Genomic DNA, 17,204 nt, shown 5'->3' with positions numbered 1-17,204 from the left:
GGCAAATAAAAATATCAAGGAGGAAGTAAAATGAAAAAAATGTGTAGAAAAGTAGTCAGCCTTCTTCTTGCAGCAGTGATGGTGCTTACAATGACCGCCTTCGCTTCTGTTGTTTATGCCGCTGACGAGGACAGCGTTGAAGCTGATCCGAACTTCAAGATGGGAGTTATTCTTGTAGGTGATGAGACAGAAGGATATTCTGCAGCTCATATCGCCGGTGTTAAGGAAGCAGCTAAAGAGCTGGGCCTTGACGACAGCCAGATCATCTGGAAATACAAAGTTCCGGAAGACTCCAGCTGCTATGATGCAGCAATCGACCTTGTTGGACAGGGATGCTCTCTGGTAATCGGTAACAGCTATGGACATCAGACCTATCTGGTACAGGCTGCTCAGGAATACCCGGATGTAACATTCGTTTCCATGACAGGTGATTTTGCAGCAATCAGCGGATGCGAGAATTTCAAGAATGCATTCACCAACATCTATGAATCCCGCTATGTATCCGGTGTTGTAGCTGGTCTGAAGCTGAAAGAGATTCTTGAGGATGGCACTCTTACCACAGAGACACAGCCAGACAGCTTTGATGCAGACGGCAATGTAAAGGTTGGTTATGTTGGAGCATTCAGCTACGCTGAGGTTGTTTCCGGTTATACCGCATTCTACCTTGGTATTAAGAGCGTTGTTCCGAACGCTGTAATGGAAGTTAAGTACACAAACTCCTGGTTTGATATTGACAAAGAGGGTGCAGCAGCTGAGGCACTTATTGCAAATGGCTGTGTGATCATCGGACAGCATGCAGACTCTACAGGTGCTCCTGCAGCTACACAGAAGCTTCACGATGATGGCAAGATCTGCTACTCTGTAGGCTACAATATTGATATGCTTGAGACTGCTCCTACAGCAGCACTTACCTCTGCTACCAATAACTGGGCAGTATACTACAAACATGCAATTGCAACCGTAATGGGCGGTGGTGACCTTGAGCAGGACTGGTCCGCAGGATATAATGACGATGCAGTAGGAATCACAGAACTTGGTGAGTCCTGTGCAGAAGGAACTGCAGACTATGTTGCTGATATCGAGAGCAAACTGAAAGACGGTTCTCTTCAGGTGTTTGATACCTCTACATTTACTGTAGGCGGCGAGGAAGTTACTTCTGCACCGGTTGACCTTTCCTTCATGGATTACACAACTGATCCTGCAACTGTTGTATATCAGGGCGAGACTGTTGAGGCTATCGAGGATGGACACTTTGCAGAGTCCACATTCAGAAGCGCTCCATACTTTACACTTCGTATTGATGGAATCACAGAGGACGCAGACGCTGTTGAATAAGCAGTAATGCGAAATCCTGCGAAGCATGATTTCTGTGCATCGTGGAGCAGGTAGCTGGGAAGAAACCTGAACAGTTATCGAATTACATGAAATCCAAAAGGGGAGCTGTAAAAAGGCTTCCCTTTTGTTTCGTAAGCGGGAAAGTTAAAATCCACGCGGATGTGGGATTTTGGCGAACGCTTCAAAGATAGGCAAAACCAGAAGAGCTTGTTTTGCCTTGATTATAAAACGGGAAGGGAGGCACAACACTTTGGAATATGCCATTCAATTAAAAAATGTTACCAAAACATTTGGAAAAGTTGTTGCCAACAAAAATGTCAACCTTGATGTAAAAAAAGGTGAGATTCTCTCCCTTCTGGGAGAAAATGGAAGTGGCAAGACCACTCTTATGAATATGATCTCCGGTATTTATTTTCCAGATTCCGGCGAGATCATGATAGACGGCAGGAAAGTGGAGATTCGCTCTCCGAAAGATGCCTACGATCTGGGAATCGGTATGATCCATCAGCATTTTAAGCTGATCGATGTATTCAGTGCTACGGAGAATATCGCCCTTGGTCTTGACAAGAGGCAGAAATTTGACCTGAAAGAGGTTAAGAAAAAAGCCAAGGCTATCTGCGATAAATATCACTTTGACCTGGATTTAGACCAGAAGGTTTATGAGATGAGTGTATCTCAGAAACAGACTCTGGAAATTGTAAAAGTTCTCTACAGAGGAGCAAACATCCTGATTCTGGATGAGCCTACGGCAGTTCTGACTCCTCAGGAAACGGCAAGACTTTTTGAAGTAATCCGAAACATGAAAGCAGATAACAAATCCGTTATTATCATTACCCACAAGCTTCACGAAGTTCTGGAGATTTCTGACCGCGTGGCAATCCTTCGAAAAGGGGAGTACATAGGCACAGTAGAGACCAATGAAGCTACAGAAAATTCCCTTACAGAGATGATGGTTGGCAAGAAGGTAGAACTGAATATTGCCCGCTCTGCGCCTGTAAATCCTGTGAAACGCCTTTCAGTTTCCCATCTGACTGTTTATAACCGTGAGGAAATCAAGGTGCTGGACGATGTAAGCTTCGATGTTTTCGGCGGAGAAATCCTTGGTATAGCGGGAATTTCAGGAAATGGACAGAAGGAGCTTCTGGAAGCCATTGCAGGACTTCAGATTACAGCCCAGGGCAGCAGCATTGAATTCTATGAAAAAGGTAAAGAAGACCAGCCTCTTCAGCTGGTTGGCAAAACACCAAAGAAAATTCGGGATGCCGGTGTGCATCTTGCATTTGTTCCAGAGGATCGTCTTGGAATGGGACTTGTTGGTTCCATGGGTATGACGGGAAATATGCTGTTAAAGAGTTATGGAAATGGTCCATCTCCGATTACCGATATGCGTGCTCCGAAGAAAATGGCAGAAAAGGTAAAAAAAGAGCTGGAGGTAGTTACCCCAAGCTTAAATACTCCTGTATCCCGCCTTTCCGGCGGTAATGTACAGAAGGTTCTGGTAGGCCGTGAAATCGCAGAGGCACCGACTGTCCTGATGACTGCCTATGCAGTACGTGGTCTGGATATCAATACCTCCTATACGATCTACAATCTTCTGAATGAGGAGAAAAAAGAGGGCGTTGCAGTTGTTTATGTAGGTGAGGATCTGGATGTGCTCATTGACTTGTGCGACCGCATTCTGGTTCTCTGCGGCGGCAGGGAGAATGGTATCCTGGATGCCAGAACCACCACAAAAGAAGAAGTTGGTCTGCTGATGACAAATCTTCGGAAGGAGGGGAAATAAATGAGTGAAACAAAAGAACCCTTAGTCCGAATTATAAAGCGTGACAAAAGCAGCTTCGGCTACAAAGTATGGGTTCGTGCAGCTGCCATTTTACTGGCACTGGTTGTAGATGCAATTTTCATTTACAGCGTAACCGGACTGAATCCGTTATCCGTATATGTAGTTATGTTTAACGGTACCTTTATGACAAGTATTCGTTTTTCCTGGGCAATGCGAGATCTGGTAACCCTGCTCTGCATCGGTATTGCTCTTGCCCCTGCGTTTAAAATGCATTTCTGGAACATTGGTGCAGAGGGACAGGTATTGGTGGGTGGTCTTGCCACTGCCATGGTTATGGTAAAATGCGGAGCCAGCCTTCCTACACCGGTGCTTTTCTTGGTAATGTTCCTTACCAGCGTGATCGCAGGCGGTCTGTGGGGCTTTATCCCGGCTGTGTTTAAGGCATACTGGAACACAAACGAAACACTGTTTACCCTGATGATGAACTATGTGGCAACCAGCATTGTGGCATGCATGACTAATATTCTTCGTGGAAAAGCCTCCAGCCTTGGTAAACTGAACATGTCTACACAGGTTGGATGGTTTCCGCAGTTTTTGGGACAGAGATATAATATTAACATTCTGATTGTTGTGATCCTGATGTTTGTCATGTTCTTCTATTTGAAATATTCCAAACAGGGATATGAGATCACCGTTGTCGGAGAATCTGAGAACACTGCAAGATATGCTGGTATCAATGTAAAATGGGTAACCATCCGTACCATGATCATTTCCGGTGCTATCTGCGGTCTGGTTGGTTTCCTGATCGTAGCAGGAAGAGACCAGACTATTTCCACCACATCCGCAGGCGGAAACGGATTCACCGCCATTATTGTAGCATGGCTTGCAAAGTTTAATACGTTTTATATGGCTCTGATCTCCTTCCTGCTGATCTTCCTTTCCAAAGGTGCAGCAGAGATTGCTTCTGCATACAGCCTGAACGATTATGCAGCAAGTATTATTGAAGGCGTGATTCTGTTCTTTATCCTTGGAAGTGAATTCTTCATCAACTATAAAATGATTTTCCGTGGTTCCAAAAAGGAGGTGCACTAAATGAGTAATCTGATTGCGTGGATCATCAGGGCAATTCCATTTGGAACAATTATCATGTTTGGTTCCATGGGCGAGATCACCACTGAGAAATCCGGAAACCTGAATCTTGGTGTTCCGGGAATTATGTATCTTGGCGGCTTTGCTGGCTTCGCCAGCTCCTATTTTTACGAGAAAAATTCAGCAGATCCAAAGGGTTGGATATGTGTGATCCTGGCGCTTGTGGCAGCAATTGCAGCCTCCATGCTGGGAGGGCTGATTTTCAGCTTCCTTACCATTACCCTTCGTGCAAACCAGAATGTAACCGGTCTTGCACTTACCACATTCGGTATGGGCGTTGCTAATTTCTTTGGTGTATTTATTTTAAATGGTGCAAGCTACACTGCAGCACCGCTGGCATACGCTTCTTTTTCAAAGAAGATTCCATTCCTGTCCAGTAAGCTGGGAATTGTAAGTAAAACTATTTTTGCCTATGGTTTTCTGGTGTATGCGGCAATCATTATTGCTGTTGTGCTGCATTACGTGCTGAACAAAACAAGAGTAGGTCTGAATCTTCGGGCTGTAGGTGAAAATCCGGGAACTGCAGACGCAGCCGGAATCAATGTAACCAAATATAAATATCTGGCAACCTGTATTGGTGCCGGTCTTTCCGGAATCGGCGGATTATATTACGTTCTGGATTATAATCAGGGCATCTGGGCGACAACGGGACAGATCGAGGCTCTTGGCTGGCTGGCAGTTGCACTGGTTATATTTACCACATGGAAACCTCTGAACTGTATCTGGGGCGCGTATCTTTTCGGTATGCTCTACTGGCTGTATCAGTTCCTTCCAAGTATTCTTGGAATCAAGGTTGCAAGCTATGTCACAGACCTGATCCAGATGGTTCCTTATGTGGTTACCATTATCGTTCTGGTTGTAGTAAGCTTCCGAAAGAAAAAAGAAAATCAGCCTCCGGAAAGTCTGGGACTTTCCTACTTCCGAGAGGAAAGATAACAGGGATTGGTTTGATAGAATATTGAAATTTCAGAATCCTCTGCTTATGCTGTATGGTGCAGCATGCAGAGGATTTTTTTCATTCTTCAGACGGCAATACGATTTGTGAAAAATCAGTGTCCATAGGAAATGAAAGTTTACAAAATATTTCGAAAATGTTATATTATTTTTAAATAACATGCGAAACATATAGAAAGGATAGCTGGCTCTTAGCTATACAGTTATCAGAAAGGAATAAAAATATGAAAAAAAGATATGTTTTTGCTGCATTGGCAGCTATGACAGTATTTGCAGGCTGTGGAGATAATGCTTCCCAGCAGAAAAACACGGACAATACTACCCAGGAGAGCACAGCAGAGGATGATCTGACAGCTGCTGATCCGGATGAAGATGGAGAAGAACTGGATCCTGAATTTTCACAGGATGTAGAGAATAATGAAGTGATCGATGCAGATGATGCAGAGGAAGAAGCAGCTCTTGATCCCATTACTCCTTCTGAATATCTGGTTCAGAATGCTTCCGATTATGTGACTCTTGGAGATTATGATGGTGTAGAGGTTACCAGGTATACCTATGAGATCACAGACGATATGGTACAGGATGAGATCCAGGAAGAGCTGGCAGATGCCAGTGATGAGCAGTCTACCAATACACCTTCCGAGGACGGAAATATTGTATATATGAATCTTACTGCCAATGTGGAGGGTGAGGAAGCTGCTGATCCTGACGAGACTTTTATCACTTTGGGACAGGAAGAATTTGGTGCAGAATTTGACCAGAAGCTGACAGGTGTTTCTACAGGAGACAAACTGGATTTTAGCATCACATACGGAGATGACACCTGGCAGGAAGACTGGCAGGGAAAAACCGTTGACTTTTCAGTGGAGATAACAGATGTTACAGCTTCCAATACTCCGGAATATGATGAGGATTATGTGAAGAATTATACCGGGTATGACACGAAGGAAGAATATGAGGCTTCTGTAAAAGAATATCTGGAGCAGTCCTATGAGGAACAGAGTACTTATGATGAGACAGAAGATCTGATTTCTGCCTGCCTGGCACGTACAGAGTTTACGGGAGAGTATCCGGACGACCTGTTTGAGGCATGCAGGGAAGAGGCACTCTCCGGTTATTCCATGTTTGTAGAGGAAGACGGAGATGTAAATGATGTACTGGATATGTTCGGGGTTACAGAGGATGATATTGCAGAAGAAGCCAAAAATCTTGTAAACCGCCGCCTCTTCATCAGTGCATATGCCGAAGCCAATAATATTGAGGTAACAGAAGATGAATACGTGAATTATGTGAATGAGTATGCTGACTACTATGGCGAGAGTCCTGCTGATTTTGAGACTCTTTATACACGGGAAACGCTTGTAAATGCCCTTTATGAGAGCAAGGTAACAGAGCTTCTTCTGGAAAAGGCAAACGTGACAGAAACTCCATATACACCAGAAGAGTATGAGGAAGAGGAATCCAAAGAAGATGACACGCTTGATGATCTGGAAATCGTAGAAGAAGGAGAAGAAGGCGTAGCTGAATAAAATCTGAAGATTTGGCAAAACACACTTTCAACGTCATAATGTTCTTTTATTAACATTTTTTATAAATTTAAGCCTTTTAATTTAGATGTGATTATGATATAGTAAATAATACGCGACAATGGACGGACAGCATTCTGAAGATAAGCTTTAGGAAGTTTGTCCGCCCATTTGTGTCTATAAAGGAGGAACGAGATGAAATTTTCAGAAATGCCTTACACTCGTGTGGATTTTCCAGCTGTAATTGCACAGGCACAGGAGATTATCCAGCGCGCATCTTCTGCGAAGAGCGGAGAAGAGCAGTTCGAGATTCATCAGGAATTTAACAAGCTGATGGATCACGTGAGAACTCTTTACACCATCGCCCATATCCGCAGGGATGGAGATGTGACAAATGAGTTTTATGACGGCGAGAAGAGCTACTATGATGAGAAGCTCCCGGAACTGAACGCAGTGACAAATGAGTATAAGAAAGTACTTTTTGCCACTCCATATCGTCAGTATATGGAAGAGAAAATCGGACCGGTTGCATTTAAGTCCATGGAACTGGAGATGAAATCTTTCGATGACAGTCTGATTCCGCTGATGCAGGAGGAGAATGCCCTTGCTTCCCGTTACAGTAAGCTGATCGCTTCTGCCAAGATCATGTGGGAAGGAGAAGAACTGAACCTTTCCCTTATGCGCAAGTATATGCGCTCCCAGGATCGGAATACCCGTAAGAAAGCATGGGATGCTTTTTCAGGCTTCTTTGAGGAGAACCAGGCTGAGCTTGATGAAATCTACGATCTGATGGTGAAGAACCGTACCAGACAGGCACAGATGCTGGGCTTTGAGAATTACATTGATATGGGCTACTTCCGCATGAACCGTAATTCTTATACCAAGGAAGATGTACAGAAGCTTCGCGAGCAGATTAAGACTGTATTTGTACCGTTAGCTTCCAGAATGCACAAGAACCGTCAGGCACGCCTTGGGGCAGATGCACTTCGTTATTATGATATGGGTGTTTATTTCCCACAGGGAGATCCGGCGCCGATCGGTACTCCTGAGGAGATTCTTGAGAGCGGCCGCAAAATGTACACGGAGATGTCTGATGAGACAAGGGATTTCTTCAACATGATGATGGAGAATGAGCTTTTTGATGTATTCGGACGTAAGAATAAGGCTACCGGTGGTTACATGACGGAGCTTCCGGATTATGGTGTACCGTTTATTTTTGCAAACTTTAACGGAACCAGTGGTGACGTGGATGTAATCACACATGAGTGTGGACATGCATTTCAGAGTTATGTATCCTGCAAGGATCCGATCACCGATCACTCCAGGTATCTGACCATGGAGACAGCAGAAATCCATTCCATGTCCATGGAATTCTTTGCGGAACCATGGATCGAGCTTTTCTTCGGGGAAAGAGGCGATGATTACCGCAAGATGCATCTTGAGGATGCCATCGACTTTATTCCTTATGGAACAATGGTGGATGAATTCCAGCACATTGTATACGGCAATCCGGAGCTTACACCTAAGGAGCGACGTGATGCATGGAACAGGCTGGAGCAGGAGTACCGTCCATATATGGATTCCACTGGCTGCAGGTTTATGGAAGAAGGCGGTTACTGGCAGAGACAGCACCACATTTTTGAGATGCCTTTCTACTATATTGATTATGTACTTGCACAGCTTTGTGCATTCCAGTTTAAGATCCGCATGGAGAAAGATCATGACGCTGCGTGGGCTGATTATATAAAGCTTTGCCGGCTTTCTGCAAGTGATTTCTATCCGTCCATGCTGAAACAGGTGGGACTTACAGTTCCATTTACAGATGGCTGCATTCAGAAGATTGTGGATGAGCTGGATAAGAAGCTGGATTGAGTCATCAGGCAAAGACTGTGAGAAGGAAAAGCACTTTCAGGTAATAGATTGGGAACTCACAGGAAAGTTGAGGCAGAATTGTGAAAAAATATGGGAATGATTACCGCCAGAGAGGGGAAAAATTTGAATATACCGGAAAATGGTATGGCAGCAGCCTGTCAGTGAAGGAGCTGAAAAGACATGCCCTTAACAATACAGTTCTTATGGCAGCCGCCCTTGTGATCTATTTTGCCAGCCTGATGCTGAACAATGAAGGAAGCAGGATCTTCTGGATATTACTTCCCTATATGGTGGTAGTATTCCCTGTTTCCTATGGAATCATGGGAGGTGCTTCCTTATTTCTTTTTTGCAGACAGCAGGAGGGAAAAGCTCACTCACAGGTGGTAATCCCGGAAAAGCATATAGGGCATATGACCTGTGCACAGTATGAAAAAGGGGTGCGGCGTCCGGTAAGGTGCAGCATTGCCATCACGGTACTGGGACTTTTTACAAGCGTGGCAAACCTGATTTTTTTGTTAAAAGATTTCGAAAATCTTATTTTTACAAGGGAACTATTATTCGAGGCAGCTACTGTGATGATTTTAGCGCTGGGAAGTGTTAACACTGCGCAAAACTGGCAGATTAAAGCAAAATTTACAAATTTTGAGTAAAAATCTTTCAGTTTTTGACAATTATGGACAAAATTCCAGACATATTTCGCCATATAGCTATTGCACATGTAATAAAACATGGTAAAATAGAGAGGTATAAGACAACAAATTTTTAGGTTGTCTGTAGTAGCTGGCCTCAGGAGTCTCCAACAGGCTCTGATGAATAGTTACAATAAAATATCTTAAAAAAGGAGGATAAGATATGAGCAAGAAGAAGTTAATGGCCCTGTTATTAACAGGTGTCATGGCAGCATCAACAGTGAGCGTACCTGTTTTTGCTGAAGAAGCTGAGGGAGGTTCTTCCGATACACCACTTGTTGTTGGACAGACTAACTTCTCCGAGAAATTCAGTGGATTATTCCATGAGACAGTTCCGGATACGCAGATCGCAGAGAATGTAGGTGAGTATCTGTTTGGAAGTGACCGTACAGGTGCTATTATTTACAATGGTATCGAGGGTGAGACACATGAGTATAACGGAACGGATTATACTTATACAGGACTTTCCGACGTAACTGTTACAGAGGGCGAGGATGAGACTGTATACAATTTCAAGCTTCGTGAGGGTGTAACATTTTCTGACGGTGAGCCTCTTACTGCAGATGACCTGATTTTCACATATTATGTACTTTCTGATACAGATTATGATGGAAATGCAACATTCTACTCCACCAATATCAAAGGTATGAAAAACTACCGTCTGAATTCCACAGCAGCAGATTCCATCACAGATGAGGATGTTGCAAATACACTTGCAGACATGCCGGATGAAGTTGCTGCAAGAGTGAAAGATGAGCTGATTGTTCCGCTTCTTACATCTGAGTATGAGTGGGCGCAGACTGCATGGGAAGATTATGCAGATGCTTATGGTGTTACAAACGGAGATGAGTTCTTTGGAATGCTTTACGCAGTAGATGAGAACTATTCTGTAGATGGCAAAGATCAGGATACGATCATTAATGAGATCGCAGACCAGTATGGCAAGGACTATCTTGCACTTGCAGCTGCCTATGGCGACGAAGCATACTTCGATGAAGATGCAGCAACAATCGCTTCCGAATACCTGGTAGAGCAGAAAACTGCAGCAGGTGAAGGTGAAGAGGTTGCGAACATCGAGGGAATCAAGAAGCTTGGTGATTACGAAGTTGAGGTTACCACAGATGGTTTCGAGGCAACTACAATCTATCAGCTTGGTGTAATCGTTGAGCCAATGCATTATTATGGAGATGCTTCTCTCTATGACTATGATAACAACCAGTTCGGTTTCACAAGAGGAGATCTCTCCGCTGTACGTGATAAATCCAACCAGCCACTTGGCGCAGGTCCGTACAAATTTGTGAAATATGAGAACAAGACTGTATACATGGAAGCAAACGAGAACTACTACAAGGGTGCTCCTAAGACAAAGTACCTCCAGTGGCGTGAGACTTCCGACGCAGATAAGATTGCCGGTGTTGAGCAGGGTACAATCGACCTTTCCGATCCATCCGGAAGCAAATCTGCATTTGACCAGATTAAGAGCATCAACGGAAACGACGAGCTCAGCGGTGATAAGATCATCGTTAACGCAACAGACAACCTTGGATACGGATACATCGGTCTTAACGCAAACACAATCAATGTTGGCGGAGAGCCAGGATCTGATGCTTCCAAGAACTTAAGAAAAGCTCTTACAACTGTACTTGCTGTATATCGTGATGTAGCAATCGATTCTTATTATGGAGATGCTGCTTCTGTAATCAACTACCCGATTTCCAATACATCCTGGGCAGCTCCTCAGAAATCTGATGCAGATTATCAGGTGGCTTACTCTGTAGATGTTGATGGAAATCCGCTTTACACAGATGATATGACAGATGATGAGAAGTTTGCAGCAGCAACACAGGCAGCTCTTGGCTTCTTCGAGGCAGCCGGATACACTGTAGAAAACGGCAAGGTAACAGCAGCTCCAGAAGGTGCTAAGATGACTTATGAGATCATCATCGGTGCTGACGGAAGTGGAGATCACCCAAGCTTTGCAATCCTTACAGACGCTAAGGCAGCTCTTGAGTCCATCGGATTTACACTTGAGATCAATGATGTTACAGACTCCAACATTATGTGGGATGCTTTAAATGCAGGTACCGCAGAAATGTGGGCAGCTGCATGGCAGGCAACAGTGGATCCTGATATGTATCAGGTTTACCACAGCGCAAGTGTAAAGAGCAATTACTACCACATCAATGATGAAACACTGGATCAGGATATTATTGATGCCCGTTCCACAGCTGATCAGGAATACAGAAAATCTGTTTACAAACAGTGTCTGGACATTATTCTTGACTGGGCAGTAGAGATTCCGATCTATCAGAGACAGAACTGCGTTATTTACAGCCCTGAGCGTATCAATGCAGATACCTTTACGAAAGATGTTACTACATTCTATTCATGGTATGGAGATATCATTAATATCGAAATGAACTAAAGGTATAAAAGAAGAATGACTTGTTAGCGCAGTGGGTCCACCATAACCAGTGGACCCACTGCCTTACTGGCAGTATGCCTTGGGCTAGAGCGTGTCTGAAAAAGCATTCCCGCAATCTCCCACAAATTGTGACGCACATCTTGCAGAAAGCCTTTTTCAAACATGCTCTGGAACCCGGCCCGGTAAAACGGACAGAACCGGCAGGACACACTGCCAGTAAGAACAAGGTAAGTCAGTCTTCCCGCCCGATACTGAAAGGATAATTTATATAATGAAAAAATTTATTGTACGTCGTGTACTTCTTGGAGCGATGATCCTGTTCTTCGTTTCCATGATCATTTATTCAATTGAGAGAGCCCTTCCGACTTCTTATGTAGAGGGAAGAGCCCGTGATATGTCAATGAAACAGGGCGCGAAGCCCTATGATGAGCTGGTTGCTGAGTTAAATGCCGCTTATGGACTGGATAAGCCGGTTCTGGAGGGCTATTTTATCTGGCTTGGAAAAGCTGTTCATGGTGAATTTGGAGAATCCTGGATTTTCCATCAGCCGGTAAAACAGAAATTTGCCAGCGTTATCTGGTATTCTTTTGCTCTGGCACTGGCCTCCTTCCTGTTGGAAATTATCATTGCCATACCTTTGGGTATTATATCGGCAACGAAGCAGTACAGCAGGATTGATTATGCAGTTACCGTTTTTGCATTGATCGGTATTTCGCTGCCGTCCTTTTTCTTTGCTACCATTTTGAAATGGATTTTCTCTATTAATCTGAAATGGGTTGACCTGTATGGTATCGTAAGCCGTATGCATGAGTCCTATGGAAGTGTAGGTAAGGTACTGGATATGGCACAGCATATGATCCTTCCGGTTATTACGCTGACTATCGTAAGTGTTGGTTCCCTTATGCGTTATACCAGAACCAATATGCTGGAGGTTCTGAATGCAGATTATATCCGTACTGCCAGAGCGAAAGGTGTTCCGGAGAAAAAGGTGGTTTCTCATCATGCATTCCGCAATACTCTGATTCCGATCATCACCATCCTTGGAAGTACACTTCCGAACCTGTTCGGTGGAGCGATGATCACAGAGACTTTGTTCCAGATTCCGGGAATTGGATATACCTCCTACCAGGCATTAACTCAGGGAGATATTCCGTTTACCATGTTCTATATGGTATTTCTGGCATTTCTGACATTAACCGGCAATCTGATCGCAGATATCCTGTACGCTGTGGCAGATCCAAGGGTACGAGTAAATTAGGAGGAAAAACATGAGTACAGATCCAACAAAGAAAAAAGACGATCATGTCAGTACCTCCAAGGCACTGGATGATGAACAGCGTGTAAAAGTCCTTTCACCAGGAATGCTTGTTGCAAAGCGTTTCTTCCGCAATAAACTGGCTGTGGCAGGACTTGTAATTCTGGTAGCGATGTTTTTGTTTTCATTTATAGGTGGTATGGTAAGCCCTTACAATGAAAGCCAGGTATTCCGTAAAACAGATCATGTATGGAAAGACTATGCGGGAGCTACCTATAATAAATCTTATATTTTTACAACAGCAAATGGTGCAGAATTTCCTGCGCAGGGACAGCAGAAATTTATTCTTGCTACAAACAAGGGAAATGATTCCTTTGAAGCAAATGATGTAACCTACGGATTGGAACAAAAAGGTGAAGATTACTGGGCAATTTATTCTTCAGAATCAGTAGCAACCGTTCTTACACTGAAAGGAAAATCTACTTATAAACAGGTTGGAAATACAGAAATAACAGATGAAATCAAAGAAGGCTATGAAGAGGCTGTGGCAAATGATGCCAATACCTTTGAAGTAGATGGAACTACCTATACAATTGAGAAGGCCGGACGTGAGAATCAGATCACAATTTCCGGCGAAGTTGCATTTGCAACCAAGAAAGTATTCAGCGCAGCAACGAATGATGCAGAGATGGGATTTGATTTCCAGCAGGCAGCACTTGATGCAATTGAAGCAGGAGATGCTTTTTTTGAATACGATGGCGCAACCTATGAGCTGACTACAACAGAGAAAGAGACATCCACAGAGGTTGTAAAGGATGGCGAAGTTTATGCTACTGTTTCCAATCTTCTGGTATCTCCTCAGGCAAAGGGTGTGTTCCTTTCTCTTTCCTTTAAAGAAGCAGTAGAACAGGCAATTGCTGACAAAGCTTCTACATTTACAGCTGTTAATGAGGCTGGCGAAGAAGAAACCTATCAGCTTCAGACCAAGAATACACAGTATGTTGTAAGAAGCCAGAAAGCAACTACTGTAAATGATACTTATTCCGGACCAAGCAAAAAGCACTGGTTAGGAACAGACGGAAACGGTATGGACATGCTGACCAGACTGATGTATGGCGGACGTATTTCCCTGATGATCGGTTTCGTTGTTATCATTATTGAAGGTATTATTGGTATTCTGATCGGTGGTGTGTCCGGTTATTTTGGAGGATGGGTAGATACCATTCTCATGCGTGTGGTTGATGTTGTAATCTGTATTCCGGCAATGCCGCTGTACATTATCATCGGTTCTGTTATGGATTATTACAAAATTGACCCGCGAATCCGAATTTATGCACTTTGTGCAATTCTTGGTATCGTAGGATGGCCGGGAATTGCCCGTATGGTTCGAGGTCAGATCCTGTCTCTTCGTGAGCAGGAATTTATGGTTGCTACAGAAGCTACCGGTGTTCGTATTTCAAGACGTATTTTCCGTCACCTGATTCCGAACGTTATTCCACAGCTGATCGTTATTGCAACAATGGGACTTGGTGATGTTATCCTGATGGAAGCAACTCTTAGCTTCCTTGGAATCGGTGTTAAATTCCCATACGCTTCCTGGGGTAATATTGTAAATGCGGTAAATGATGTATACGTATTGACCAACTTCTGGTTCGTATGGATCCCGGCCGGATTCTTAATCCTGCTGACCGTTCTTGGATTTAACTTTGTGGGTGATGGTCTTCGTGATGCATTTGACCCGAAAATGAAACGGTAGGTGCGAATATGGCATTATTTGGTAAGAAAAACGCAAACTATATCTCAGCTAAGGAAACCAAAAGAATCTCCAAAGAGAATCGAAAGATCACCAATGAGATAGAGAAGAAGAGAAACAGAAAGAATATTCCGGAGTCAGAGTATATCACTACCATGAAGAATCCGGAAAACGTAGTTGAGTTTGACAATGTTCATACTTATTTCTTTACAGATATCGGAACTGTTAAAGCCGTTGATGGTGTAAGCTTTGAAATTCCTCAGGGAAAAACAGTTGGTGTTGTTGGAGAATCCGGTTGTGGAAAGTCTGTAACTAGCCTTTCCCTTATGCAGCTGGTACAGCGTCCTCAGGGACAGACTGTAGAAGGAGAAATCCGTTTTAATACCGGAGACAAGGTTTACAATATTGTAAATACTCCTACAAGTGAAATGCAGAAGCTTCGCGGAAATGAGCTTTCCATGATTTTCCAGGAGCCTATGACTGCACTGAACCCGGTATTCCGCATTGGAGAGCAGGTTGATGAGATCACCAAGCTTCACAATCCGGATATGAGCAAAGAGCAGGTAAAGGCCAGAACCATCGAAATGCTGAAGCTGGTTGGAATTGCCAACAGTGAGGGCGTTTATAAGATGTATCCTCATGAGCTTTCCGGTGGTATGCGTCAGCGTGTATGTATCGCAATCGGTCTTGCTTGTAATCCAAGACTGATCATTGCTGATGAGCCTACCACAGCTCTTGACGTTACCATTCAGGCGCAGATCCTGGATCTGATGCGTAACCTGAAGGATAAGATCAATTCTTCCATTATGCTGATCACTCATGACCTGGGGGTTATTGCAGAGATGGCAGATTATGTAGTTGTTATGTATGCTGGCCGTGTAGTTGAGAAGGGTACTGCAAGTGAGATCTTCAAGAACCCATCTCATCCATACACCATTGGACTTATGCGCTCCAAACCGGTTGTAGGCAAGAAGGTTGACAAGCTTTACAGTATTCCAGGTAAGGTTCCGAACCCTATTGATATGCCGGATTACTGTTATTTCCGTGACCGTTGTGAGCTTAGTTGTGACAAGTGTCAGGGAAGCTATCCAGGCGTGATCAAATTAAGTCCTACACATGAAGTAAGCTGTTACCGCTATGCAGACCGTCCGGAAGCAGGATGGCTGGCAAATGTTCATCCAGGGGAAGGGGGAAAAACTCATGAGTGAGAATAAGACAGCAGAAAATACAAAGAATCAGCAGTCCGATAACATTCTGGAGGTATCCCATCTTAAGAAATATTTCCCGATCAAGGTGGAATGTTCGGTAAACAGGTTGGAGCTGTAAAAGCAGTTGATGACGTTTCTTTCACATTAAAGAGAGGAACAACAATGGGACTTGTTGGAGAGTCCGGATGTGGTAAATCTACTACAGGAAGAACCATCTTAAGACTGATTGAGAAAACAGACGGACAGGTTCTCTTCAATGGAAAAGATGTTTATGGTCTTTCCAATAAAGAAATGCGCGATATGCGTACCAAGATGCAGATCATTTTCCAGGATCCATATTCTTCCCTTTCTCCAAGACTGCCGGTTGGCGAGATCATCGGGGAAGCTGTAAGAGAGCATAACCTGGTTCCAAAGTCTGAATATGCAGATTATGTGACCAAGATCATGGATGACTGTGGACTTCAGTCTTATCATAAGGACCGTTATCCCCATGAGTTCTCTGGTGGACAGAGACAGCGTATCTGTATTGCGAGAGCACTTGCATTGAATCCGGAGTTCGTTGTGTGTGACGAGCCGGTTTCCGCGCTTGATGTTTCCGTACAGGCACAGATCATCAACCTGTTAAAGGAACTTCAGAAGAAGAGAAATCTGACTTACCTGTTCATTTCTCATGATCTTTCCGTTGTAGAGCATATTTCCGATACCATCGGTGTTATGTATCTGGGAGGTCTTGTGGAGACTGGTACCACAGCAGATATTTTTGCAAATCCTCTTCATCCGTACACAGAGGCTCTGTTCTCTGCAATTCCAATGCCAGATCCGGATCTGAAGAGAAACCGTATCATTCTGGAGGGAAATATTCCATCCCCGGCGAATCCGCCTAAGGGATGTAAGTTCCATACCAGATGCCGGAAGTGCATGGAGATTTGTAAGAATCAGGTGCCTGAGGTAAAAGATATGGGAAATGGGCATAAGGTGCGCTGCCATCTGTATGACTAAGAATAAAGCAGGCCAGGGATTACCTGGTCTGTTGCTATTTAGTGTGTTGAAAGTTGTTCAAGGCGGACGCATTCGGACAATGGTGATTGCTCACTCGCCGGCGCAACGCTCCAGCGAACTAACTGCTAACTGCGACTAAATCGTTCAGGAGAGCCTTCACGATTAAGTCTCCGTAAGCAGTGGATTTCGCCTACGCTAAAACCGCGCCTGAAATGGCTCGCTAGAGCAATCACCATTGCCCGAATGCTGTGTACTG

The 17,204-nt window shown here is 44.0% G+C and carries 11 protein-coding genes and 1 pseudogene; all 12 read left to right on the top strand.

Annotated elements, in window-relative coordinates:
- Positions 1-30: 30 nt before the first annotated feature.
- The 12 genes and pseudogenes from DW904_RS08220 (at position 31) to DW904_RS08165 (ending at position 16,948) form a co-directional block, all read left to right on the top strand.
- Complete coding sequence (locus DW904_RS08220; RefSeq protein WP_118579300.1) at positions 31-1,335, top strand: BMP family ABC transporter substrate-binding protein; 1,305 nt, start codon at positions 31-33, stop codon at positions 1,333-1,335.
- Between the two features lie 250 nt (positions 1,336-1,585).
- Positions 1,586-3,118: an ABC transporter ATP-binding protein gene (locus DW904_RS08215; protein WP_118579297.1), complete on the top strand. Its 1,533-nt coding sequence runs from the start codon at positions 1,586-1,588 to the stop codon at positions 3,116-3,118.
- Positions 3,119-4,210 carry an ABC transporter permease gene (locus DW904_RS08210; RefSeq protein ID WP_118579294.1) on the top strand — a complete coding sequence of 364 codons (1,092 nt, stop codon included), beginning with the start codon at positions 3,119-3,121 and terminating at the stop codon, positions 4,208-4,210.
- A complete protein-coding gene (locus DW904_RS08205) occupies positions 4,211-5,203 on the top strand; it encodes an ABC transporter permease (protein WP_118579291.1) in 993 nt (330 codons plus the stop codon).
- 242 nt (positions 5,204-5,445) lie between these two features.
- Positions 5,446-6,750 carry a hypothetical protein gene (locus DW904_RS08200; protein WP_118579288.1) on the top strand — a complete coding sequence of 435 codons (1,305 nt, stop codon included), beginning with the start codon at positions 5,446-5,448 and terminating at the stop codon, positions 6,748-6,750.
- 192 nt (positions 6,751-6,942) lie between these two features.
- Complete coding sequence (locus tag DW904_RS08195; protein WP_118579285.1) at positions 6,943-8,619, top strand: M3 family oligoendopeptidase; 1,677 nt, start codon at positions 6,943-6,945, stop codon at positions 8,617-8,619.
- An 80-nt stretch (positions 8,620-8,699) separates the two neighbouring features.
- Positions 8,700-9,269, top strand: a complete 570-nt coding sequence (locus DW904_RS08190; protein WP_118579282.1) for a hypothetical protein — start codon at positions 8,700-8,702, stop codon at positions 9,267-9,269.
- 202 nt (positions 9,270-9,471) lie between these two features.
- Positions 9,472-11,733, top strand: a complete 2,262-nt coding sequence (locus DW904_RS08185; RefSeq protein WP_118579279.1) for an ABC transporter substrate-binding protein — start codon at positions 9,472-9,474, stop codon at positions 11,731-11,733.
- Positions 11,734-12,004: 271 nt separating this feature from the next.
- Positions 12,005-12,991, top strand: a complete 987-nt coding sequence (locus tag DW904_RS08180; protein ID WP_118579276.1) for an ABC transporter permease — start codon at positions 12,005-12,007, stop codon at positions 12,989-12,991.
- Positions 12,992-13,001: 10 nt separating this feature from the next.
- Positions 13,002-14,744 carry an ABC transporter permease gene (locus DW904_RS08175; RefSeq protein WP_226836499.1) on the top strand — a complete coding sequence of 581 codons (1,743 nt, stop codon included), beginning with the start codon at positions 13,002-13,004 and terminating at the stop codon, positions 14,742-14,744.
- Positions 14,745-14,896: 152 nt separating this feature from the next.
- Positions 14,897-15,949 (top strand): ABC transporter ATP-binding protein, encoded by a 1,053-nt coding sequence (locus DW904_RS08170; RefSeq protein WP_334285095.1) that lies wholly within the window; start codon positions 14,897-14,899, stop codon positions 15,947-15,949.
- A pseudogene (locus DW904_RS08165) lies at positions 15,942-16,948 on the top strand (dipeptide ABC transporter ATP-binding protein). Before DW904_RS08170 ends, DW904_RS08165 begins: the two are co-directional and overlap by 8 nt.
- Positions 16,949-17,204 lie beyond the last annotated feature (256 nt).

Origin of the sequence: Ruminococcus sp. AM42-11 (genome assembly GCF_003480145.1) — a bacterium.
GTDB lineage: Bacteria > Bacillota > Clostridia > Lachnospirales > Lachnospiraceae > Blautia_A > Blautia_A faecis.
The sequence above is the reverse complement of the archived record's forward strand: the minus strand, read 5'-3'. Positions and strand labels throughout refer to the sequence as shown.